Here is a 24,793-nt window from a genome sequence, read left to right as displayed (position 1 = left end):
TTTTTAGGGATTTAAAATTTGAAACAAAACAAGCCTGAAACAAGCCATTAAAAACTTGAAATTATCCATCTATGGAACATTTACATAAAGAAGAAAAAATTATAAAAAATAAACCCAAACAAGCCAGCTGCTGCTGTTCACACGATGAGCCGGTGCATAATGATAATGATGGACATGATCACGGTCACGACCACGAACATAATGCTGATGGAGGTTTGTTTAAAATGTTTTTACCAGCCATAATTTCCTTTGTTTTGTTACTTATTGGGATTGGTTTGGACCACTATTTTCCGCAAAACTGGTTTTCAGGCTATGTTAGAATTGCCTGGTATGTTATAGCTTATTTGCCAGTTGGACTTCCGGTTTTAAAAGAAGCTTATGAAAGCATTATAAAAGGGGATGTTTTCTCCGAATTTTTCCTGATGTGTATTGCCACAATTGGTGCATTTGCCATAGGAGAATATCCCGAAGGTGTTGCCGTAATGTTGTTTTATACCATTGGAGAAAACTTTCAGGGATTGGCGGTAAGCCGTGCAAAATCAAATATCAAAAGTTTACTCGATCAGCGACCTGATGAGGTAAATGTGGTAGAAAATAATGTTGCCACAAAAGTCAAAGCGGCTGATGTTGCGATAGGATCGACAATTCAGCTAAAAGCAGGAGAAAAACTAGGTTTGGATGGCGAATTACTATCAGATACGGCTTCGTTTAATACTGCGGCTCTTACCGGAGAAAGCAAGCCAGATACCAAAGTAAAAGGAGAAACTGTTTTAGCCGGAATGATCAATGGCAACACTATTGCATTAGTAAAAGTAACAACGGCATATAAAGACAGTAAGCTTTCTAAGATCTTGGAAATGGTACAAAATGCGACAACAAAAAAAGCTCCAGCCGAACTGTTTATTCGCAAATTTGCCAAGATTTACACCCCAATTGTAGTGTATCTTGCAATTGCCATTTGTTTGTTGCCAATGCTTTTTGTCTCTAACTACGTTTTTAGTGATTGGCTGTACAGAGCTTTGGTTTTTCTGGTAATTTCATGTCCGTGCGCTTTAGTTATTAGTATTCCGTTAGGATATTTTGGCGGAATTGGAGCGGCGAGTAAAAACGGAATTTTGTTTAAAGGAAGTAACTTTTTGGACAGTATTTCTACCATTCAGAATGTGGTTATGGATAAAACCGGAACTATGACCGAAGGTGTTTTTAAAGTACAGGAAGTCATTATTCAGGAAGGTTTTGATAAAGAAGAGATTCTGAAACTGGTAAATGTTTTAGAAAGTCAGAGTACACATCCTGTAGCTACAGCAATTCACAATCATGTGGGGCAAATTGATGCATCAGTTGAACTAAAAAATGTAGAAGAAATTTCAGGGCATGGTTTAAAAGCCGAAATCAACGGAAAAGAGCTGCATGTAGGGAATTTCAAATTACTGGATAAATTCAATATCAATTACAATGTTGATCCAAATGCGGTTGTATATACCACAATTGCGATTGCTTACGATAACAAATTCGCAGGGTATTTAACCATTGCTGATGAAATCAAAGCCGATGCGCAGGAAGCTGTAAGCAAACTAAAAGCATTAGGCGTAAAAGTAACCATGTTGAGCGGTGATAAAGCCAATGTAGTACAATTTGTTGCTGATAAATTAGGAATACCAAACTCTTACGGCGATTTATTGCCGGAAGACAAAGTCAATAAACTAAACGAAATTAAAGCTAAAAACGAAACCGTAGCTTTTGTTGGAGATGGTGTAAATGATGCTCCGGTAATTGCCTTAAGTACCGTTGGTATTGCAATGGGAGGTTTAGGAAGCGATGCCACCATTGAAACCGCCGATGTTGTGATTCAGGATGATAAGCCAAGTAAAATTGCAATGGCAATCAATATAGGAAAACAAACCAAAAAAATTGTCTGGCAAAATATCACCTTAGCCTTTGTGGTAAAAGCTTTTGTATTAATCCTGGGCGCCGGCGGACTTGCCACCATGTGGGAAGCTGTTTTTGCCGATGTTGGAGTTGCATTATTGGCTATACTAAATGCCGTAAGGATTCAGAAAATGAAATTTTAACTAATCGCCGCAATTTGCGGCGATTTTTATTTTCTAAACCACATAAAAAGAATAAAGATGGTTTCATTTTATAATATGCAACGTATGACAAGGTAAATTAAAAGGCTGTTTTTGAGTGAAGTATTAGTTTTGTTATATATTAAAAACATAACGATGAAGAAAATACTTTTACTTTCGATACTATTATGTTTATGGTATTGCCAAACATGGTCACAAAAAAAGCCAACAGATAGTATTGCAACATCAAAAGGGCATACAAAAAGTATTGATTTTAATGTGATGCCGTATATCAATTACAACAGAACACTCGACTTTATGTTTGGTGCCATTCCCATGATGATGTACAAATTAAACAAAGCCGATACGATTTCACCTAAATCCTTATCTGGTATTTCAGGAGTTTATACAACCAATAAATCTTATTTTATAGCTTCATTCAATAAATGGTATTTTAAAGAAGACCACTGGCGTGCACAATTTTTTGTAGCAACTGGCAATCAGAACGCCCAGTATTTTGTAGACGATATTGATACACCGGATTTTTACAATTACGGAACCAAAACCACAATGGTTAATTTTAGCCTTCAGCGTAAAGTAATAAAAAGCTTGTATGCAGGACTTGGTTATGCTTATGCTCATTATAATACAAAATATGAAGATGATGTTCAGCCATCGTCTGTAACTCATACTAATGGTTTGCAGCTGATTACGATGTATGATACACGCGACGCTGTTTATTATCCGACCAAGGGCGATAAGATAAAATTGCGATGGCTGAGTTATCCGGAATGGTTTGGAAACGATGTCAATGCCAATAAAATACTTTCAGAATTCAATAAATATTTTCCAATGCGAAACGGAACTGATGTTCTGGCTGCCCGTTTTTCGGGTAAATTCGGATTAGGAAATATTGCTTTCGAACAGCAGGTAACTATTGGAAACGAAGATATAAGAGGATATTCTGAAGGCAAATACCGTGGTGACGGATTAATGGATTTACAGGCTGAATATCGATACAATTTCAATAAAAGAATGGGATTGGTTGGATTTGCCGGAATCGCTACAATTTACGGATCTGATACAGAAAGTTTCAACTGGAAATTATATCCCGGAGCAGGAGCCGGTTTTCGCTACAGGGCATTTAAAACCGAAAAATTTAATGTAGGTCTGGATGCCGCTGTAGGAAAAGGCGATTGGGGACTTTATTTCCGTATCGGGGAAGCTTTTTAAAAGATTTTATTTCTTTAAATGTGCAGGTTCCTGAATTTCACCATTACCAAAAGACCAATTTTCTAAACCGTTATTTTCTAATAAAATAATGATGACATTATTGATCTGAATTTCTGTTGTTGCAGCAATTTTTGTCGCAATTTGATGGTATAATTTTTTCTTTTGTTCGGCTGTTCGGCCTTGTCCTGCGGTAATTTGAACATATACAATATCTTCAGAATGTGAAATACCAAGATAACTTTCAGGATATTTAATCTGATGCTGCTCCAGTTCTTCAATAACATGAAAATAATCATCTTTCGGAATATTAAATTCAGCTATTAAAGACTGATGAACCGCTGCTGAAATATTGTTTTTGGTTGCTAATGAAAGTTTCTTAGGCAAACTGATTCGTACAAATGGCATTTTTTTGAAATTTTAGTTTTCTATAAAAATAGAGAATATTAAATAACGAAAACAATAAAGTCTTTTAAAACTTTAATTCAATTTGAGTTCCGTTATTTACTATTTTAACTTCAGTTTTATTGCTTTCAGATGGTGTTTGGGTAGGATACCAGTTTCGATTTGGTTTAACCATAATTAGTAAACCTTCGTCATCACCAACAGCGGCAAAAAGTTCGCTATTGTCATTTTTAGAAAAGAATTCCAAATCATATTCTGCTATTAATTCTTTTCCCAATGCTAACGGATTTTCATTGACGATACCAATTTCACTGATGTTCAAAATTGATTTTGAAGTGAATGTTTCTGTTTGTGCATTATTCAAATCATGTCTGGCGATAAATTCCAGTAAATTTCCATTATTATCATAGAAATAAACCGCGTTGGCATTCCAGTTTTCAAAGTTTGTGATGACATTTTGATCTTTAATAAAAATCAAATCAACTTTGTTTTTGCACCATTGAATTGCCTCATCAAGTTTGTTTTTCGGAATATTAAAGGCAAAATGATAAATCGACTTAAACTCTGGATCATTAACAAACTTTAAAACAGAATCACCCGCCTGAATGCTAATTGATGTTGCTGTTTTTTCGATGATGGGAAGTTCTAATACAGTAGTATAAAATGCAGCAGTTTTTTGAATATTGCGGGTCTGAATTTGAATGTGTTCTAATTTCATGATAATACTTTTTAGAAGAAGCAATAACTTCTTTTGGTTTCACACAAATTTAAAAAACGACATTTGTATTTTGACGGATGCGTTATTTTATACCTCAATGAAGGAATAGCAAATTAGTATTATAAGTATTTGGTATGTCAAGTTTTATAATTGTTTGTCTTATTTTAATATACTTATAATTTTTACAGATTCTTTGAAAACTTAAATATTCATAAATTTGTCTTTTATTATTTAACTTATGAATTTCATTGAAAAAACATTAAACAATTTATGTGACATGACGGCCGATGATGTTGTCCAATCAATGGCTAAAATTTATAATGAGCCAATTGATAGAAATAAGTTACTTGAATACCCTCAGTTTATTAGAGACATCATTTTTTTAATAGATTTTGATACAGAAATGAATATGCAAGGCGATGTTCTTCAAAATAGTATCAAAGAACATGTTCCAAATATAATTACAGCATTAGGAAATATTGAAGCCAATAATGAATCAAAAATATTGCAAGAAATATATAAGCGATTCCAACAAAATCCAGATGACGAAATGATTGATAAACTTTATGCAAAAATGTATCTCTATACTGATTTTGATATTTGGCTATTACTGGATATTTATGTCGAAAAACAGATGAAAGAATATATTCTGAAATCAAATAATGAAAATAAATAAAACTATATAAATTAGAATGTCTAAAAAGACTCTTTGAAGATATTTTTAATAGATTGCCTTAAATGGCGGATGATTTGTTTCCTTATTTTGTAATTCAGAAGATTTTCTAAATCTGGAACTTGATTCTATTTTAAAAATAATACTATCTTTTAAATATTCTTTTACAGAAACATTTATCCATAATGGAAAGTATAGTTTAGGATGAGTTAGGAAATCAATAACTTCATCTAATTCTCTAATTTTATTTGGTATATTATAGTTGTTAAAAACGACTAATCTCATCAAGTCATCTGCTGAATTATGATTTTTAACAGATTCTTCATCTATTGTTATTGTAAATTTATAGTTCGTTTGGGATTTTTTTTGAGTTGAAATTATTTCTTCAATTGTTTTTAAGAGATTTTCTTTGAACAATTGCTTATTCATTGGATTAAAATTCAAATTTAATTTCTGCTCTGACATATGACCTAATTTACTTTTATAAATATATTGTTTTTTATAAAATCATGACAATATTCTTTTATAGTTTGTTGGACAGATCTAAACTCCTGTAAAATTTCTTCTTCGGTTCCGGTTGCTTTGGCAGGGTCCTGAAAGTTTTGATGAAATTTTTGAGCTTTTGACGGAAAAAACGGGCATCTCTCTTTGGCATTATCACAAACCGTAAGGACAATATCAAAATCAATGTTCTGATATTCATCAATATGATTTGAAGTATGTTTTGAAATATCGATTCCGTCTTCTTTCATCGTTTCGATCGCCCTTGGATTTACACCGTGTGTTTCGACACCGGCACTGTAAATTTCTGCCTGATCTCCTGAAAAATGGCGTAAATACCCTTCGGCGATTTGGCTTCTGCAACTATTACCTGTGCAGAGTACCAGAATTTTTTTTGTCATAATTTAAACAAGTAACCAAATGATATTGATAAGGCAAAACTTTGGCTCAAAACCAAAAATGAGTTGCAAAACAATAACAGCTGTAGTGATTATAATTGGTTTTTTATATTTAAGGAACAAGGCACTCATTGCTTAACAACAGCCGGAATCCGGAGAACAGGAATTTGTTTTGTCCTTGTTTAACTCGATAAAACCAGATTGAGATGGAATTCCGCAGGCATCTTGTGCCAGGCAGGCTGTAACTTTGTTTTTCAATATAAAATGACTGCCATTAAACTCTAAATCATATCTGCCAATCGTTTCATTTTGATATTCTACTTCAATATCAAAATCTTCGATATTCAGTTTTTCTTCAGATAATTTGATGATCTGTAGCAGTTTTCCCGGCTTTAGTCTGTGTTCGTAATCATCGGCATTCCATAATTGAAAATTGACTACATTTTCATTGCGAATAACGCCTCCGCAATCGATAAATTTTTTAGTAATGGTTCCTACTTCGGTAACATGAAAATGTTCGGGAACAAAAGTTCCGTTTTCTAACTGAAACACTGTATTTTCTAAATTCGGAAGGATTTTTTTGATTTCTGATAATTTCATCATTATTTATTTTTATTGTTATAATGCAATATTGCGATATAAATTTTTAAAAAAAGGTCAACAGCATTTCTGCTCTTTGGTAACGGCAATAATAGTAGAGAAATACGTTTTTAACAGATCAAAAGTAGTTTCGTCTATGCAGTAACAAATGGCATTTCCTTCGATGTTTCCTTTGATCAGTCCGGCATTTTTCAATTCTTTAAGATGCTGCGAAACGGTTGGCTGTGCTAACGGAAGCTCATTAACGATATCTCCGCAAATGCATTCATTTACTTTTAAAAGATATTCAATAATGGCAATTCTGGCAGGATGCCCTAAAGCTTTTGCAATCGTCGCAATTTGATTTTGCTTAGCTGTAAAATGTTCTGTTTTAGTTGCGCCCATGATTTTTAATTTAATATTGCAATATTACGATATAGATATTTCTAAAACAAATTTTTTTAATGATATATAATAAGAGAGACTTTAAGTAACTTTAAAAAACATAAAAAAGCCCGTTTCAGAAGGAAACAGGCTTTGCAGGTTCAAAAATTTTGGGGACAATTTAAGAAACCGTTTTTGTATTTGTCTTTACTTAGGCATGGCTGGAATAATAATTCTTCGTGTTGGTGTACTCAAAGTTTCGATAAAAGCGAGAAGATCACTGATTTCTTCTTTACTTAAATCTAACTTTTTGAGCAACGGATCCGGTTTTGGAATTAATGAATCACGTGCTGTTCCCAGATATTTTTTCTGTACCGGAGCTGGATTTCCTAAATTATACAATTCGACAACATCCAGTAAAGACGGAAAATGCCCGTGATGCATCCAGGGTTTGGTATTGACAACTTCACGTAAGGTTGGTGTTCTGAATTTGCCAATATCATCTTTGTTTTTCGTCACATTATAACGTCCGAAATCTTCATTTTTTGTACCAAATAAAGTTTGTCCGTCGTTATGAAACTGATTGTCGCTAAAATAAGGTGTATTATGACAATTAATGCATTGTGCTTTGGTCCTGAACAAATGCAGGCCTTTTACCTGAGAATCGGTATAAGCATCAGATTTTCCGCTTATGAACTGATCAAATTTACTTTTCGGGCTATTAATCGATCTTTCGAAAGTAGCAATTGCATATTGTATTCTTTGCAGACTTACTTTTTTATCGCCAAAAGCAGCTGTAAAAAGCTCATTATAACCTTTGATTTTGGCAATTTTATCGACCGCAATAGTGAGTTTCTCATTCATTTCGAGAGGATCTCCAATAGGAAATTGCGCCTGATCTTCAAGACTTGAAGCACGGCCGTCCCAGAATAAAGTTTTGGCATACGCCGAGTTTAAAATTGTCATTGAGTTGCGTTTTCCTGTCTGACGATCGTGACCAAAAGAGCGCGTTAGATTGTCAGTCCAGCCCAGTTCAGGATTATGACAGGAAGCACAGGCAATTTGTCCGCTGTTGGATAATCTCGGATCAAAAAACAATATTTTACCCAGATTTTCTTTTTCTTTCGAATACGGATTGTACTCCGGGTATGGAACAGCAGAAAGCACTCCAATATCCTGGAATGCTTTTTTGTCTATACTTTTATCTAATTCAGGCGCAGGCCAGGAAGACGGATCTCCGCTCGAATACAATTTTCTTAATTCCTGTATATCGATATAATCAGGCTGTTCGATGCTTTTGTAAGCCGTCAGACTAATTAGGAGTAAGATTGGAAAGATTAGTTTTTTCAATTCTTTTATTTTTTTGTTTTTTTTGATGTATGCTTAGTTTTCGATCTTAGCTTTTAGTTTGGAGGCAAAAGCTTTGTCAGAGTTTTACACTTTGACAAAGCGGAATGTATTGGTGTTTTTGTATGTAGTTAATACGTTACACTAAAACTAAATGCTGCGATTTAAAACGTCTATATCTAAAGATCAACTTCTTTGGCACAAGGCTCGTTTATCGGGCTTATTTTTGGATAGGTTTTGTTGTTGTATATTTTGTATTGAGAAGTAGCTGTTCCTCCAAATAACTCCTGATTGGTTAACTTTAATTCAAACGAAATTTCAAATAATCCGGTGCTGATTTCTTTATAAGTTCCTTCGCCTGCAATTGCAATAATATGACTGTTTTTTGTGGTGCTTGCAACGGTAATATATTGCGGAATAACCAATACTTTGCCCTGTGTTTTACTGTTTCCGTTTTCTGGGAAAAATTCTAATGCTGAAGTGATGTTAAATCCGGGAGAATTGGCAGCTGCAGTACTTTCGTTGGTAAACCATCGTTTTAAGTTGAAAGAATTGGTTGTCGAAGTTCCCGAAACAACATTAAACCCAATTTTGAAAGCATCGTGGTAAATATCGTCGTTTGGATTTGTGGTGCCTTTATCGCTGTATAAAATAGCATTTGGATTGTCTTTTGTTACCACAACCGGAAACGTAAAAGCATTAAATGCCTGCCAGGCACAAGTTCCGCTTTTATCAAACCAGTTTTCGCCATAAGTCAGATAAAACTGATTCGATAAATCGTAGAATTTAGAAGCCGGATTAGCCAGAACATCTCTTGGGGATTTTATAGGTTTTACAATTTGCAGGATTTTATTTCCTGTTGCAGGATAATTGGCTGTATTGTTTAAGGTAAGCGAACTTTCGTAATAAACATCATCATTCTGAATGTCTTCTAAAAGTGTTAAATGATACGTAACAGCGTTTCTGTTTGTACCATAATCATCATGGGTAAGCTGGTAATCAAACCCGTTTAAAAACTGAAACATTTCAAGCTTATCGATTTCTGAAGGGAAAAATCCGTTAGGGAAATTTACTTTAAAATCAATCACTTCTCCTTTAACTCCTTTAATATCGATTTTGCTTACTGGAAAAGTATAGTTGGTAGAAATTGTGCCCAAATCTATTCTGAAAGTATCGTTTACAGCTTCGGTATTCAGATTCCCGATATGAATTTCAGGATCTGAAGTATTTTCCAGTTTTAAGGTAATACTTTGGTTAGCTGTCCATCTTTTATCAAAAGAAACAAAAATAGTATCGGTTAATTTATTAGTCTGAAAAGTAAGTTCTGTTTTCGGATTTAAGCTATAACTATCACTGATTCCGGTTGTAGTAGCACTAAAAGTAGCTGTTACAGGATTTTTTAATGAAAAGGATGTTAGCGCTACAGGAACTTTTAGTGTTTTTACAGACTTGTTTTCATAATGGTCTACAGGAATCAAAGCGGCATTTACCGTTGGATATTCAAGAGGTGTATTGTCACTTTTAAGCTGGAAATTAAATCTTAAATACGGATTTACATTTTCGCTGCCTAATTTGTAATCATCTTTAGAACAGGATGCAAATAATAGTATTACAGCAATACTTAAGGTCGATATAAATTTAATACGATTCATTTTGCTTTAAGTTTGAGTTAAGATTGATATTGTAAGTTGGTATTGGCAATATAAATTTTGGAGAAGGGTAGTTTAGACTGCAAATGTTTGATATACAGCCGTCGTTTCTGGTGATTCCTCTTTGATTTCTAAGAAGATCAAATAATAAATGCCCTTCAAAACAAAGTTCTTTTCTTCTTTCTAAAAGCACGTTTTCAAGAATATTGGCAGAACTGGTTAAAAGTGTGGCATTGGCACGGGACCTGATGATATTAATATCTGCCATTGCTAAATCTGGTTTGTTGTTTTGAGCAGCGGCTTCGGCACGTATTAAATACATTTCGCTTAATCTAAAAGCTACATAACCCGGATTGTCATGGTATTTTTTGGTAAAATTATAAGGTTGCAATACTTGATTTCCGGCAATTAAAGTAGAAAGCTGTAAGTTTAAAAATAGCTTTTTACGTAAGTCGTTTGTTTCATAAAGATTGAATAAATCGTTTGAAGCCACATATTTTCGACCTGTATCTGATATGGTAAAAGAAGGAGCAGGCGAGGTAGAATAGCCAAATATTGAGGCCATAGAACTCGATGTGGTTCCTGAATTGTCTTTTGGAGTCGAAAATTCCAGCAAAATTTCAGAAACAGGCAAATCCGGTTTTTCCCATTCTGATACTAAATTAGCAGAACTCATAAGGGACATTCCTGAATTTATAATAACATCATTTGCTGTGTCGTAGGCGTTTTGCCAGTCTCTTTTATACAAATAAACTCTTGCAAGCAAGGCTTTTGCGCTGTTACTGCTAAAATAAGAATAGGCAGGGCCTTCTAAACCTGAAGTAGTGGTATAATTATTAATTGCCGTTTTTAAATCGTTGATAATGAAAGAATAAGTATTAGCAACTGTTTCTCTTTCAGGATATTTAATACCTGATTTTATCGATTGAGTGTTGTAAACGATTCCTAAATGAGTTGCATTTAAGGTATATCCATAGTTTTGACTGTAAATTAAGGACAACAAAAAGTGGGCATAAGCCCGTATTGTTAAGGCTTCGGCTATGATTTGATTTTTTTCGGTTTCTGTTGCGTCGGTTAATTTTGGAGTATATTCCAGAATTAAATTTGCCTGATTAATAATACTGTAGCTACCATCATAAAAAGTTTTAAAATCACTAACATCAGCTTGGTCTTCAAATGAGTAGGTATTTTTTAAAGCAGTTGGTATCGTAATTTCTCCCTTATTTGCTGTGGTTTCGTAAGGTGTAACTTTTAGATTTCCGCCTTGCAAATCAGCGTAAACTCCAAAACGCTCCCCTCTCACATTTGATTCAATATTGGTATAAAGTCCTTTTAGAGCCATTAGAACGCCTTGTTTATTTTGTAAAAGCTCGTCGATAGAAGTTTGTGTTCCGGGTTCCTGCTCTAAAAAATCGCTGCAGCTTTGTGCAGACAGTATCAGGATGGCAATTGTGATATATTTTAAATATTTCATATTCTTAAAATTTAGCGTTCATTCCGATCGAAATAGTTCTCGCTTGCGGATAACTGTAATTCAACTCTCTTATTCCATTCATTCCCTTTGGGCTTTTTTCTTTGTACCAGTACCAAACATTAGAAGCATCAGCAAAAATAGCCAGCGTATCCAGAAAAGTATTCTTTAAAGGAACATTGTAGCTTAAATTGATATTGTTGATTTTTAAAAAAGTAGCATCATAAACATACTTACTTAAATTGGCGTTAACTGGTGAAATACTCACCGAAGACTGCGTTACAATATCTCCGGGCTGCCTCCAGTGATCGTAAGCATTTACAGAAAGATTTCTGTTTAAAGTGTTCGAATATTTATCAATAAGCACATCCTGAACTAAGTAATCCCCACCAATCTGAAACGCGCCTCTAATCGATAAAACAATATTTTTATTGATGGTAAAGTTGTTATTAAAACCTCCATACGCATCGGCTTGTTTATCGCCAATAGGCACCCAGTCAGCATTTGTATACAAAGATTTATAAGTAGCAGCATCGTATACCTTGCCATCTTTTTCGAGTAAATCACGACCTGTTGCAGGATCAACGCCAACCCAGTTTATTCCCCAAAGTGTAGTAGTACTATAACCCACTTTTTGTGCCAGTGCAATTGTGGCTACAGAGTAGTCGCTTCCTAAACCTTTAAGTTCTGTTACTTTGTTTTTTACAGTCGAAATATTAAATGAAGTTGTCCATTTAAAACGATCGCTTTTAATCCATTTTATTCTTGTTGTAAACTCAAAACCTTTGTTGTACATACTTGAAGCATTGAGTTGTACAGAACTGTAACCTGTTTCAGTAGGAATATCTCTTGTCGTGATTAAATCACTTAGATTATCATAATAGTATTCCAGTAGCATTTCGACACGATCGAAAATATTAAAGTCAAGACCCACATTAAATTTGGTGTTTTTTTCCCAGCCTAAATTCTCGTTTGGAGCAGAGCCCGGAGTAGCTTCAGTTCCGCCATTGTAACCATTTTGTCTGATGTTGTATAAACCTTTGGAACGGTATGATCCAATTCTGGAGTTTCCGGTAGTTCCGTAACTTACTTTAAATTTCAGTAAATCGATCCATGAAGCTGATTTCAGGAAACTTTCGTTGCTGGTAATCCAGCTAAAACCTGCACCGCCATTGTTGGCAATATCAGAATCATTGCCAAAAACAGAACTTTGATCACGTCTGAAATTGGCTAAGAAATAATAGCGTTTTTTATAATTGTAATTGATTTGCGAAAATGCTGAAACCCTGGAATTATAACTAATATCATGCGAATAGGTCTGACCTGATCTCGTTTCATCGATTTCAGTGTCGGGATTATCATCACGCAATGCTTCTGAAACCTTATGAATCTGATTTGGATTTACAAAGCCAACACCTGACGCATAATCAAAATTTGTTCTATCTTCAGAAAGTTCCATTCCTGCAACTCCATCGATAGCATGGTTTTTATTGAGTTGTTTTTCAAACAAAAGTTGTCCCTGCCAGTTCCATTTTGTTGCATTTCTTTGATTGATTAGTCGGCGTCCCCATGATGGATAAGTAATTTGGTCTAAAACGAAACTTCCGTTAAACTGACCGCTTTCATTTTCTCCTGAAAAGTAACGATCCTGTTCTTTATCAGTATAATCAATTCCAAAAAGAGTTGAGAATTTTAAGCCTTTAGCAATTTGGTAGCCAATATTTAAGCTCCCCATCATTCCGTAAGTCTGGGATTGATTTTTATTTTGTGCAATGGCAGCCAGCGGGTTTCCGCCGCTAATTCCTGTTAAGCCAATTTTCGAATAAGTTCCATCAGCATTATAAGGAGAAATAGTAGGCAAATAAGCAAAATTGTAAAAGATATTAGGAGCATCTTTTTGAACAAAACTTGGATTCAGCATCAGGTTAATGTCCCATTTATTGGTACGGTACCCCAGATTAACACCAAGATTTAATTGTTTCGTTGAATTGCCCATTTGTGGCTCATCGATTTTTAAATAACTCACATTACTGCGGTAAGAAAATTTAGAAGTCGAGCCGGAAACACTTAAATTGTATTTATTAAAATAGCCTGAATTGTTCAATAAGTCAAACCAGTTTGTATTTACACCATTATAAGGAACAGCAACATATCCGGGAGTTGTATTTTTTAGAAATTCATTTCTAACTTCATTATATTGCTCACCATTCATGTATTTAATTTGGTTCATAGCCGATGAGATTCCGGATTGATTTGAAAAACCAAATTGTGTTTTGCCTTTTTTACCTTTTTTAGTGGTGATCAAAATAACACCATTAGCACCGTCGGCACCATAAATACCAACAGCTGCGGCATCTTTTAATACAGTGAACGATTCTATATTTTCAGGTGCAATTTTCGTTAACGGATTAGAAAAACTTTCAGCAGCATCGCCATTTCCATTAAAAAAAGAACTGTCGATTCCAAATTCTTCGCTCATCACCAGTCCGTCAATAATAATAAGAGGCTGAGTCGAAGTTCCAACTTTGGCTCCGGATAATGAAGATAAAGTTCCTTGTCCGCGGATGTTGATTTTAACCGGACCACCAACTCCTGTAGTATTTTCGACTAAAACTCCGGCAATTTGCCCTTCGACCATTTTATCGATACTTTCTGATGCCTGTTCTACAGCGATATCTTTAGCGTTTAAAGTCGAAATACTTCCTACGATTTCTTCTTTTAGTTTTTTAGTTCCGTAAGATGACGTAATAACAACCTGATTTAGTTCATCTGTATATTCTTCAAGATAAAATACAAACTCTTTTTTGCTGTCTGCTTTTACTGTTTGGGTTTGCATGCCTAAAAAGCCAGCCTCAAGTACCATATTACTGATATTGTTTCCTTTTAGTTCATAAACAAATTTTCCGTTAAAATCAGTTATAGCACCCATTCCGCTACCTTTTATGCGAATTGTTGCTCCGGCAAGAGGCAGTTTTTCTTTAGCACTGTATACAACTCCGCTAATAAATCTTTCCTTTTCGGAAACACTTGAGTTAGGAGCTAAAAGAGGAGCAGAGCTTGTCAATAAAACCTGTTTGTTCTGGATGTAAAACGAAATGTTTTTTCCAGTGAATAGCTGTGTTAAAGTTGTTTCTAAAGTCGCATTCTGAACATTAATATCAGCTAACTGATCAGCATCGATTTTTCGGGCATTGTAAATAATCCTGAAATCACTTTGTTCTTCAATCGATTTAATAATCAGGCTGATAGGTTTGTTTCTTAGCTGTAATGTGATGCCTTTATGCTGAGAAAAACCTTTAAAACAGGATATAAGAAGGGCTAGGAAAAATAGAATTTTCCTTAAATTGGGTATCGTAATAGTCATGTTTATTTAGTTATGGAAGATTGGTAATGGTAATTGTGTTTTGTTTAATAGAATAATGAAACGGCGTGTCACGTTTTAGAAGTTCTAAAATGTTTTCGACACTTGATTCGCTAATTTTAATAGTACCTGTGAAATTCTGTTTGGCCAAAACAGCATTTTCATTGATAATTTCGACGTCGTAGGTGCGCTGAATTATTTTAGCGATTGTAGAAAATGGGGTATCTTTAAAAGCAAGTTCACCTTTTGTCCAGGCTGTATAAAAATTAGTATCAACTGCTTTTGTTGTTATTTTTCTGGAAGTATTTTGCCAGGTTGCCATTTGATTTGGCTGGAGTAAAACCAGATTTTGTTTGTTCTCAACTTCATACATCTGAATGCTTCCTTCAACTAGAGTACTGTTAACGCTGGGGTTTTCAGGATATGCGCTTACATTAAAGTGGGTTCCGAGAACTTCAATATCAACCTGATTGGCATTGACAATAAACGGATGTTCTTTGTCTTTGGCAACTTCAAAAAAAGCTTCACCGGTTAAGTAAACATTTCTTTTTCCGCTGATACCAAATTGTTCCGGATATCGTAATGTAGTTCCTGAATTTAAACTCACTACCGTTCCGTCAGAAAGAGTTAGTTTAAATCTTTTTCCGTAAGGAACTTTAAGTGTATTGTAAACTACTTTTTGATTCTGAACTTTTCCGAAATAAACAATATGATTTGGAAATTTTTTCGCGATCAGTTTTTTGTTATTGTCGAGTACTATTGTAGCCTGATTGTTTTTTGTAATGATTTCTGAACGTCCGTCTGCCCATTCTAAAACAATTTCTTTAGCATTTGATTGGGTTGAATGGCTCAAATCGAAAGCCAGTTTTCCTAATCCGATCAAAACCAAAAAGATTGCAGCATATTTTAAAAGCTGGATTCGTTTCTTTTTAGGCTGAATAGAGATTACCGGAGTTGAATTGCCTGAAATATCTTCAGAAAGTGCTGTTAAGGCCCATGCTTTCTTTAAGGCTATAAATTGTTTCTTATTCTCTTCTGAAGCTTCAATCCAGTCAAAAAGTGCCTGAACTTCTTGCTCTGAAGCTTCGTTAGAAAGATATTTAGGAATAATTTCGGTAATCATACTTTGATTTTAATCTTCTGGTTTTAGTAAGTACACTTCAGAAATAAAATACCCTACCTTTTATTTTTAATTATTACAAATAAGGATAAAAATTAAGAACAAATAATCGGATAATTTGGTTTTTAAAATCTTTAAAGCCTTTGTCATGTGGGCTTCGACAGCTTTTAAGGTTACCTGCATTTCTTCTGCGATTTCGGCATTTTTTTTATTCTCAAAACGTTTTTTTATAAAAACTTCTCTGGTTTTTGGAGGCAGATCGCTTATAGATTCCTGAATTAAACGTTCTAATTCTGTTAATTCTAAAGTATCAAACTGCACCGAACTTAAGATTTCGATATCCAGTTCTCTTTCTTTTTGGTTTAATATATCGCTTTTAAATTTATCCTTTACTTTATTATGTCGGATCAAATTAAGGCATTTTGACTTGGCATACGTATATAAAAAAGAAGTTATACCATTAAGAGACTCAACAGTTTCCCTGTTTTGCCAAAGATGCAGAAAAGCTTCCTGAGCGAGATTCTCAGCTTCATCTTTATCATAAATAAACTGAATGCTAAAAGCTGTGATTCTGGAAAAGTATTTGTCGTAGAAGTAAGTAAAGGCAGTTTCGTCTCCTTCTTTGAAAGATAGAAAAAGATTCAATTCGAAACTGTTATTGTGGTTCATTAAACGAAATTTACTTAGAAAAGCAATATTGGTAAATATAAAAACTACCAAGATTTGCCATGAAAGCGGCAAATATAAAAGTTTATTTATATTAATTCTAAATAAAATTCAAATAAAGATGGTTTGAAAAAATATTAGTCAGAATAAGAAGAAAAAAGAGAAAAAATCTCTAAATGTTTTGATTTTAAACCGCAAAGCAAGTAAAGATTTTTGTTAGCCAGGCTTTATAGTAAATAAAAAGTTCGCAAAGCTTTGTATAAAAAAACTTTGCGAACTTGTGTATTTAAACTCTTTTTAAGCAACCTAAAAATTGCTGTACAACAATTGTAATGTGTGAAAATCAGATGATCCGTCGAAATACTTATCCAGTACTTCATTAAATACAGGTTCAGTATTTTGAATACTGGCAAATAAAGTCATACAGGATTGCAGTTTTTCATCATCAGGATTTCCGAATATTTCTGTGGCTGTTTTTTCATCTGTTTTGATTAATTCGCCTGTAATTTCGATAAGATGTTTGCCCAGAATTGGATGTTCTAAAAAGGCGATGGCTTCGTCGGCATTTTTAATTTCGTAGAATTTTGAGGTATCGCAGGAGCCAAGTCCTTTTATCTGAGGAAAAATAAACCACATCCATGGCGATTCTTTCTTGCCTTTTTTAATTTCGGAAAGCGCAGACAGGTACAACTTATTTTGCGCATCTAAAAAACGAACTAATTCTTTGTTATTGTAAGCCATTATTTACTGATTTTATTTGGGACAATCAGTTCGTAAAACTACTGAAAATAAATATAGTTGAGCATTTCAAAAGTTTTTTTTAGATGTATTTTTTTCTATATATTATGCACAAAAGGGATGTAGTATTTATCGGAAAAATTCAATGTCAATAGCAATGACAATGACATTGACAATAGCAATGACAATATCAATGACAATATCAATGCCAATGGGAATGTCAATGTCAATGGGAAAGTCAATTTCAATTTTGAACTTTGTATGTCTTTATAATTTTTAAGAAGAAATTGATTTTGTGTAAAATGATGTTTAGTGAATTTTTAGATTTGATAATTCATAGTTGAGAAAAGCTGGCAGATTTTTATAGTTAGAATTAATTCCCAAAGCAAATTCAAAATGTTTTGACAATATTATTCCTGTTAAGAAGGCTCTTTTTTGTTATAAAACTCAATATTTGTTAGTGATCCGGTTATATTATTTCTATTTTTACTAATAGAGTATCATTATCGACTTAGATAATAATTAAATTTTTGATTTGGCATAAACCTCAAAAATCGCCAAATTTTATTAACGAGCGTACTGCTCAATAAAAAAATAAATTATGAAAATAGGACTAATCGGATTCGGAAAGACTGGAAAATCAGTAGCCTCAATACTACTGGAAAACAAGAAATTTTGCCTGGAATGGGTTTTAAGACAAAGCACTGTTTTAGAACATCGATCTGTTCCGGAATTTCTGGGTATTCAGTCAGACGAGCCCGGATTGATCTATTCCAGTTCTAAAACCACCATTGAAGAGTTATTAGACAAACATCCTGTTGATGTTATTATTGATTTTTCGTCAAATGAAGGTATTTATACTTATGGAGAACTTGCAGCCAACAGAAAGATTAAAATTATCTCGGCGATTTCTCATTATAAAGATAAAGAGCTTAAATTGTTAAAGAAACTGGCTCATAAAACCACTGTTTTCTGGTCTCCCAATATTACACTTGGTGTGAATTATTTACTTTTTGCAGCTAAGTTTTTGAAAAAAATTGCTCCCTGGGTGGACATTGAGGTGAACGAAGAACATTTTAAAAAGAAACAGGGAACATCCGGAACAGCAGTAAAAATAGCAGAAGCTTTGGATGTTGATACAGACAATATAAATTCAGTGAGGGCAGGAGGTATCGTTGGGAAGCATGAAGTGATCTTTGGTTTTCCTTATCAAACCGTGCGCTTAATCCATGAATCGATCTCAAGGGAAGCGTTTGGAAACGGCGTTGTTTTTGTTGCTGAGAATCTGGAAGACAAGCAAAAAGGATTATACAATTTTGAAGATATTTTGTCGCCTTATTTTGCGGTTTAGTTATACTGCAGATTAATTTTACCCCAAAGAGTTAAAGCGTTGGACTTACAACTTAAAAGAGATACTTTGTTTCTCGGCGGCTTTGCAAGATTAAATTTTAGGCCTTTTAAGTCTGAAAATGTTTGCAAAACCGCCGAGATGCAAAGTTTTATTACTTTCTAAAAATAATAGCTTTTGTATATTCAGCATTCATTTTGGCAATCGAAAGAATAGAAATGCCTTGCGGACATTCGATTTCGCAGGCTCTGGTATCTGAACAATTTCCAAACCCTTGAGCATCCATTTGCTGTACCATTGTTACAGCTCTTTTTGAAGCTTCGATTTTTCCTTGCGGAAGCAACGCCAAATGGGTTATTTTGGCACCCACAAACAAAGCAGCACTGGCATTTTTACAAGTTGCGACACAAGCGCCACAACCAATACAGGCGGCAGCATCAAAAGAAGCTTCGGCAGTTTCGTAAGAAATCGGAATACTATTCGCCTCAGGCGCCTGACCTGTAGAAGCGCCAATAAAACCACCGGATTCGATAATCGCATCAAAGGCAGACCGATCAATTTTTAAATCCCTTAAAACCGGAAAGGCTTTTGCGCGAAAGGGTTCTATATAAATAGTATCGCCATCTTTAAAACTTCGCATGTGCAGTTGGCAGGTTGTCGTATTTTTTAAAGGACCGTGTGCTCTTCCGTTAATCATAACACCACATTGTCCGCAGATTCCTTCACGGCAATCGTGGTCAAATTCTATAACGCGTTCTTTTTTCTGAATTAGCGATTCGTTCAAAAGATCCAGCATTTCCAGAAAAGACATGTGTTCCGAAACTTCGTCGATTTCATAATCTATCATTTTTCCTTTGTCGGAAGCGTTAAGTTGTCGCCATATTTTAAGATATAGTTTCATATTCTAAAGCTTTTGATTATTTGTAACTTCTAACTGCCAGTTCAACTGATTCAAATACCAGAGGTTCTTTGTGTAATTCCGGTTTTTGTCCTTTTCCTTTCCATTCCCAGGCAGAAACATAGCAGAAATCTGCGTCATTGCGAACCGCTTCGCCATCAGCAGTTTGGTATTCTTCCCGAAAGTGTGCGCCACAAGATTCTTCTCTTTGTAAGGCATCATAACACATTAATTCGGCCAATTCGATATAATCGGCAATTCGTCCGGCTTTTTCGAGTTCACTATTTAGAGTATCATCTCCGGTAATCAGTAAGTCTTTTTCAAAAGAAGCTTTTAAGGCTTTTATATCTTCAATAGCTTCTTCAAGTTTTTCTTTGCTTCTCGAAAGTCCGCATTTTTCATAGAGCAGCCTTCCAATTTTTTTATGAAAATAATCTGTCGAAAGCGTTCCTTTACTATTTAAGAATTTATCTAATTGTGCTCTGACTGATTTTTCGGCTTCTTCAAAAGCAGGATGATGAATATCTGGTTTAGGCGCGTTTAATTCTCCTGCCAAATAATTCGGAATCGTGTAGGGTGCAATAAAATACCCATCAACACAAGCCTGAAGTAATGAATTTGCTCCCAGTCGGTTTGCTCCATGATCGGCAAAATTGGCTTCGCCTAAAGCAAATAAACCCGGAATAGAAGTCATTAATTCATAATCAACCCAAAGTCCGCCCATTGTAAAATGTGCTGCGGGAGAAATAAGCATAGGTTCCTTATAAGCATTGATTCCGGTAATTTTCTCGTACATCGCAAAAAGATTGCTGTATTTGGCTTCGATTTTATCCTTTCCCTGAGCTTTAATAGCATCCGAAAAGTCAAGGTAAATAGCGTTTTTCATTGGACCAACACCATGTCCGGCATCAATTCGTTCTTTTGCTGCCCTTGATGAAATATCACGTGGAGCCAGATTTCCGAAAGAAGGATATTTACGTTCTAAGTAATAATCCCGTTCTTCCTCGGGAATTGTATTTGGATTTCTGTCGTCCTGAGCAGTTTTAGGAACCCAGATTCGTCCGTCATTACGAAGCGACTCCGACATTAAAGTAAGTTTTGACTGATTGGCTCCGTGTTGCGGAAGTGAAGTAGGATGAAACTGAATCCAGCTAACGCCTGCCATATAAGCACCTTTTTTATGTGCTCTCCAAATAGCAGAACTGTTGCATCCCATTGCCAGTGTAGAAAGATAATAGACTTTTCCGTAACCGCCTGAAGCCAGTACAACGGCATCTGCAACATGACGTTCAAGCTCACCGGTTTCAAGGTTTCGTGCAATTATTCCTTTTGCTTTTCCGTCAATAACGATTAGTTCCAGCATTTCATGTCGGGTATGTAAGTCTACTTTCCCTAAAGATACCTGTCGCAATAATCCCTGATAAGCTCCCAGTAAAAGCTGCTGTCCGGTTTGTCCGCGTGCATAAAACGTTCTGGAGACCTGAACGCCTCCAAAAGATCTGTTATTAAGATATCCTGCATATTCTCTGGCAAACGGAACGCCTTGAGCTACAGCATGATCAATTAAATGTGCAGAACATTCTGCCAGACGGTAAACATTGGCTTCGCGAGATCTGAAATCACCACCTTTTATGGTGTCATAAAACATTCTGTACGTGCTGTCTCCGTCGTTTTTGTAGTTTTTGGCAGCATTAACACCGCCTTGTGCTGCTACGGAATGTGCTCTTCGGGCGGAATCCTGAAAACAAAATGACTGAATGTTATAGCCTTGTTCTGCCAGCGATGCAGCACAAGAAGCACCGGCAAGACCGGTTCCAACGACAATAATATTCAGTTTTTTTCTATTGGCAGGGTTTACGAGTTTAGCTTTTGCCTTGTAGTTATTCCATTTTTCTGCAAGAGGACCTTCTGGTATTTTGGAGTTTATCATTTCTTTTTGGATTTAAAATGAAACTAATCTTTAAGAAGCTGTAATTTACTACAAAATATTGATTTTTAAAAGGCTAATTGGTTATAAATCTTCCATAATGATAAAAAAGGGAATTAACACATAGCAACAAAGCTTTAAAATTAAAAACAGAAAAAGATTTCTAAAAAATAATGAATTTATCACATCGTAATGTGTTTTATCATAAGTGAAACTTTTTGCAGTTTATAAAACTATGTTGCTATATGTTTAGAATAATGAGTTCAATTTTATTGTTTACTAATTGATATTGCTTTAGTGGTAAGATTGGTTTTTACAAAATAAATTCCTGTTGGATGTTCCGAAATAGAAATTAGACTTCCTTTTCCTTGTTTAATTTTAATTCCTAAAGGCGAATAAACACTCCATTCTGACTCTTTGGATAAATGAAATATTCCGGTTGAAGGATTAGGGAAAACGGTAATTTTATTTGATTCTCCATTTGGATTTTCAATACCCAGATTACAGTTATGTACCATAAAAGGTGAATTGTTTTTGGTATTATTTCCAATTGAATTGCTTACGGTTAATGAAACAGTTTTTGTTCCTTCTGTACCATAAATTACAGTATGAGGACCAACTCCTGTTGCTGTTTGAGGTTGTGCGCCTTCACCAAAATTCCAGGTATAATTATCAACTGTTCCTACAGAAACGGAGGTAAAAGTAACAGCGGTATTTAAACATCCCATTTGTGGGCTTACTTCATAATCTGCAATAGGAGCAGTGGTGCTTCCCGTTAGAACAAATTCCATTTTATTGATGTTGATGTCTCCTTCTTCAAAAAATAAAGTAATAACATGTGTTCCCTGAGTTAAAGGTACATTAGGAATCGTGGCGGTTTGCCATGCCTGAAACCCTCCGGTATTAGGAATATTAACGGTTCCGGTTACATTGACACCATCAACTTCAAGATGTAATTTTCTGGTATTGTAAGGTGATGAAATTCGTAAATTGATATTATAATTACCAGTTGTATTTACTCTTGAAGTATATTTAAGCCATTCATTTTTGGCTACATAGGCAATATTGAATCCGCCTTCACTACAAACTTCAGTTCCTACGCCATCGCCAGGTCTGTAGGCTGTATCACCACCGCCATTGCTGTCGAAATAAGCTCCGGGACCAACATCATAATTTTCGGCTTCTATTACTCCCGGAATTTGTGCCACAAGGCCTAAGTAAGGTGCATTAGGAAGTGTTGTTGCGGTATAAACTGCCGTATAAGTTACAGTTCCTGTTGCAGGGGCTTTAAAAGTCTGATTGACTGCTCCGCCATGATTCCAATGATCAAAATCATACCTGATATTGCCAACATATTGTGGAGTAGGTGCATTTAAGGTTTGTACAGCAGCATTTGCAACAACTTGTTTTGTTGAAGGCGCTGTAACTGGTTTTTGATTAAATTCTAAAGCTAATAGAGCAGGAGTACTTGTTACAGTCACATCAACTAAATTAGGTTTAATGTCAACAAAAGCAGAACCTGTTAAACCATTACTATCCGTTACTTTTACAGTAAATCGATACCACACATTTGGTGTTTTTTCACCCTGATTTGATGCAGTAAAATCTCCAAATTTTACGCCTTGAGGACTTGCTCCCGGATGTGAATGTCCGGCTCCGGGAACATCTTCATGAAAAAGATCAATATTCCAGGAATAAGCACTGGCAGGCATTACACCATCTTCAATGTCTGTTGCTGTTGCTTCAAAGTGAACGAGATCATCCGCATTCCATTTTAGTGTTGGTAACGGAGATACGATACTTACTGTTGGTGTATTATTAAAAGGAGTTACGGTAAGAGTTGCCGCATTACTTGTCGCATTTCCGGCAGTATTGGTTACAATAACTCTGTAAGCTCCTGCATTTACATTTGTTACATTCGAAATCGTGTAAGTGGCTGCATTCGCTCCGGGAATATCTGTATTATTAAATTGCCATTGATAGGTGAGTCCCACACCACTTGCTGAAACTGTAAAAGTTGCAGGAGTAGTTTGCATAATGGATTGTGATAAAGGATGATTTACGATAGTAGGTGCAGCAGTTGTAATATAATCAAGTTTGATTAAAGCGCCATTGTTTCCGTAAGCACAATAATAAATATAACCATCGTTGCCTAACATCATTCCGAGTGCTTGTTGTTGGGGAGCGGAATAAAATTCGGTAGAAACCGGATCTGTAACATTCGGGTCGAAATAACGGATTTCGTTTCTCACATAATCTTTAATGATAAATTTATTTTCAAGATTTGGATAACGCGGTGTAGTAGGGTTGTACAAAACACCATTTGTTAAAGCGTTTCCAATACTTCCTGTGGCATAAGTAAAGATAGGATTGGTAAATAAATTGATTTCGGTTTGTTTACCGTCACCTCCCTGCGGATGCCCCCAGGCATAATTACGAATTACCGGATTGCTGATTTCATTAATTTCTTCCCAGGAAGTTCCAACATCCAGCACAAATAATTTATTGGCTTTTGGATTGGCTACTAATCTCCAGGGATTTCTAAAACCATATACCCAGATACTTTGTCTTTGTAGAGACCCGCTTCCGTAAAAAGGATTTCCGGGAGCGGGTTGCCCATCCTCGGTAAGACGAAGGATTTTTCCTTTGTAAGTATCAAGATTCTGAGCATTTGTATTTAATTGACTATCACCAACGGTAACATACAGAAATCCGTTAAAGAATTTAAGATCACCGCCATTATGAAAGCCATCTCCAATAGGTTCCAGTAATAAAATTTCCTGTCTGCTTATCACCTGATTAGCATTGTCTATTTTAATTCTTTCAATGCGATGTCTGATTACGTTTTCATTAATTGCATAAAACACATAAATGTAACCATTTGTGGCAAAATCAGGATGTAAAGTTAGTCCCAGTAATCCTTGTTCCTTATCTGTAATAGTGTTTACTGTAAAAACAGTTGAGACAGTATTATTCTGAAATACTTTTACAATACCGGCTCTTTCAGCAATAAATATACGTCCGTCAGAAGATTGTTCCAGGGCTAATCCTTCTTTGATTACTGCTGTGGGAGCTACATTTTGTGTAATATATTGACAATTGGCCTGCCAGGAAACCAGTAAAAAGAAAGCAGAGCATAAATACACAAACTGTCGCCTTTTTCGAAAATTGGAAAGTAGATTTTTTTTCATAATTATTAAGAATGAATTTATAATTTGGGTAATCAAATATAAGTTTTCTTTATAATTATCTCATAACCAATAATTTCATTAAGATGTAAATTCCCCAATCTGTATAGTACAGTGATTACA

General features: G+C 35.0%; 20 protein-coding genes. 4 read left to right on the top strand and 16 right to left on the bottom strand.

The window, feature by feature from the left end; translation table 11 throughout:
• Positions 1 to 71: 71 nt before the first annotated feature.
• Positions 72 to 2,072 (top strand): heavy metal translocating P-type ATPase, encoded by a 2,001-nt coding sequence (locus tag A4F88_RS03890; protein ID WP_068841190.1) that lies wholly within the window; start codon positions 72 to 74, stop codon positions 2,070 to 2,072.
• Between the two features lie 153 nt (positions 2,073 to 2,225).
• Positions 2,226 to 3,302: a BamA/TamA family outer membrane protein gene (locus tag A4F88_RS03885; RefSeq protein WP_068841189.1), complete on the top strand. Its 1,077-nt coding sequence runs from the start codon at positions 2,226 to 2,228 to the stop codon at positions 3,300 to 3,302.
• A 6-nt stretch (positions 3,303 to 3,308) separates the two neighbouring features.
• On the opposite strand, the gene A4F88_RS03880 is transcribed toward A4F88_RS03885, so the two are convergent.
• Positions 3,309 to 3,707 carry a tautomerase family protein gene (locus A4F88_RS03880; RefSeq protein WP_068841188.1) on the bottom strand — a complete coding sequence of 133 codons (399 nt, stop codon included), beginning with the start codon at positions 3,705 to 3,707 and terminating at the stop codon, positions 3,309 to 3,311.
• A 64-nt stretch (positions 3,708 to 3,771) separates the two neighbouring features.
• Positions 3,772 to 4,422, bottom strand: a complete 651-nt coding sequence (locus tag A4F88_RS03875; RefSeq protein WP_068841187.1) for a VOC family protein — start codon at positions 4,420 to 4,422, stop codon at positions 3,772 to 3,774.
• A 238-nt stretch (positions 4,423 to 4,660) separates the two neighbouring features.
• Between A4F88_RS03875 and A4F88_RS03870 the strand changes: the two genes are divergently transcribed.
• The gene (locus tag A4F88_RS03870; protein ID WP_068841186.1) at positions 4,661 to 5,098 is read left to right on the top strand and encodes a DMP19 family protein; all 438 of its coding nucleotides are present in this window, start codon (positions 4,661 to 4,663) and stop codon (positions 5,096 to 5,098) included.
• A gap of 45 nt (positions 5,099 to 5,143) precedes the next feature.
• Here the strand turns inward: A4F88_RS03870 and A4F88_RS03865 are convergent, their stop codons facing one another.
• The 11 genes from A4F88_RS03865 to A4F88_RS03815 all read right to left on the bottom strand — a co-directional run bounded on the left by A4F88_RS03865 (position 5,144) and on the right by A4F88_RS03815 (position 17,312).
• The gene (locus tag A4F88_RS03865) at positions 5,144 to 5,560 is read right to left on the bottom strand and encodes a hypothetical protein (protein WP_082815691.1); all 417 of its coding nucleotides are present in this window, start codon (positions 5,558 to 5,560) and stop codon (positions 5,144 to 5,146) included.
• A 5-nt stretch (positions 5,561 to 5,565) separates the two neighbouring features.
• On the bottom strand, positions 5,566 to 5,997 hold the full coding sequence (locus tag A4F88_RS03860) for an arsenate reductase ArsC (protein WP_068841185.1): 432 nt from the start codon (positions 5,995 to 5,997) through the stop codon (positions 5,566 to 5,568).
• 132 nt (positions 5,998 to 6,129) lie between these two features.
• Positions 6,130 to 6,594 carry a DUF6428 family protein gene (locus A4F88_RS03855; RefSeq protein WP_068841184.1) on the bottom strand — a complete coding sequence of 155 codons (465 nt, stop codon included), beginning with the start codon at positions 6,592 to 6,594 and terminating at the stop codon, positions 6,130 to 6,132.
• Positions 6,595 to 6,651: 57 nt separating this feature from the next.
• Positions 6,652 to 6,978 carry an ArsR/SmtB family transcription factor gene (locus A4F88_RS03850; RefSeq protein WP_068841183.1) on the bottom strand — a complete coding sequence of 109 codons (327 nt, stop codon included), beginning with the start codon at positions 6,976 to 6,978 and terminating at the stop codon, positions 6,652 to 6,654.
• A 186-nt stretch (positions 6,979 to 7,164) separates the two neighbouring features.
• Positions 7,165 to 8,316, bottom strand: coding sequence for a cytochrome-c peroxidase (locus A4F88_RS03845; RefSeq protein WP_068841182.1), 1,152 nt, complete (start codon positions 8,314 to 8,316; stop codon positions 7,165 to 7,167).
• 167 nt (positions 8,317 to 8,483) lie between these two features.
• Positions 8,484 to 9,956: a hypothetical protein gene (locus tag A4F88_RS03840; protein ID WP_068841181.1), complete on the bottom strand. Its 1,473-nt coding sequence runs from the start codon at positions 9,954 to 9,956 to the stop codon at positions 8,484 to 8,486.
• Complete coding sequence (locus tag A4F88_RS03835; RefSeq protein ID WP_068841180.1) at positions 9,943 to 11,427, bottom strand: RagB/SusD family nutrient uptake outer membrane protein; 1,485 nt, start codon at positions 11,425 to 11,427, stop codon at positions 9,943 to 9,945. The genes A4F88_RS03840 and A4F88_RS03835 overlap by 14 nt, the downstream gene beginning before the upstream one ends.
• 4 nt (positions 11,428 to 11,431) lie before the next feature.
• Positions 11,432 to 14,788 carry a SusC/RagA family TonB-linked outer membrane protein gene (locus tag A4F88_RS03830; RefSeq protein ID WP_068841179.1) on the bottom strand — a complete coding sequence of 1,119 codons (3,357 nt, stop codon included), beginning with the start codon at positions 14,786 to 14,788 and terminating at the stop codon, positions 11,432 to 11,434.
• Between the two features lie 10 nt (positions 14,789 to 14,798).
• Positions 14,799 to 15,908: a FecR family protein gene (locus tag A4F88_RS03825; RefSeq protein ID WP_068841178.1), complete on the bottom strand. Its 1,110-nt coding sequence runs from the start codon at positions 15,906 to 15,908 to the stop codon at positions 14,799 to 14,801.
• A gap of 66 nt (positions 15,909 to 15,974) precedes the next feature.
• Positions 15,975 to 16,574 carry an RNA polymerase sigma-70 factor gene (locus tag A4F88_RS03820; protein WP_068841472.1) on the bottom strand — a complete coding sequence of 200 codons (600 nt, stop codon included), beginning with the start codon at positions 16,572 to 16,574 and terminating at the stop codon, positions 15,975 to 15,977.
• Between the two features lie 303 nt (positions 16,575 to 16,877).
• Positions 16,878 to 17,312: a DUF1810 domain-containing protein gene (locus A4F88_RS03815; RefSeq protein WP_068841177.1), complete on the bottom strand. Its 435-nt coding sequence runs from the start codon at positions 17,310 to 17,312 to the stop codon at positions 16,878 to 16,880.
• A gap of 598 nt (positions 17,313 to 17,910) precedes the next feature.
• On the opposite strand from A4F88_RS03815, the gene A4F88_RS03810 reads away from it, so the two are divergent.
• Positions 17,911 to 18,660: a dihydrodipicolinate reductase C-terminal domain-containing protein gene (locus A4F88_RS03810; RefSeq protein WP_068841176.1), complete on the top strand. Its 750-nt coding sequence runs from the start codon at positions 17,911 to 17,913 to the stop codon at positions 18,658 to 18,660.
• 151 nt (positions 18,661 to 18,811) lie between these two features.
• On the opposite strand, the gene A4F88_RS03805 is transcribed toward A4F88_RS03810, so the two are convergent.
• The 3 genes from A4F88_RS03805 to A4F88_RS03795 form a co-directional block, all read right to left on the bottom strand.
• Positions 18,812 to 19,558 (bottom strand): succinate dehydrogenase/fumarate reductase iron-sulfur subunit, encoded by a 747-nt coding sequence (locus A4F88_RS03805; RefSeq protein WP_068841175.1) that lies wholly within the window; start codon positions 19,556 to 19,558, stop codon positions 18,812 to 18,814.
• 16 nt (positions 19,559 to 19,574) lie between these two features.
• Positions 19,575 to 21,485 carry a fumarate reductase/succinate dehydrogenase flavoprotein subunit gene (locus A4F88_RS03800; protein ID WP_068841174.1) on the bottom strand — a complete coding sequence of 637 codons (1,911 nt, stop codon included), beginning with the start codon at positions 21,483 to 21,485 and terminating at the stop codon, positions 19,575 to 19,577.
• A gap of 266 nt (positions 21,486 to 21,751) precedes the next feature.
• On the bottom strand, positions 21,752 to 24,673 hold the full coding sequence (locus tag A4F88_RS03795) for a PQQ-dependent sugar dehydrogenase (protein WP_068841173.1): 2,922 nt from the start codon (positions 24,671 to 24,673) through the stop codon (positions 21,752 to 21,754).
• Positions 24,674 to 24,793 lie beyond the last annotated feature (120 nt).

This window comes from Flavobacterium chilense, from assembly GCF_001602525.1.
In the GTDB taxonomy this organism is placed as follows: domain Bacteria; phylum Bacteroidota; class Bacteroidia; order Flavobacteriales; family Flavobacteriaceae; genus Flavobacterium; species Flavobacterium chilense.
Note: the sequence above shows the minus strand (reverse complement) of the source record. Positions and strands in the feature narration are given on the sequence as shown.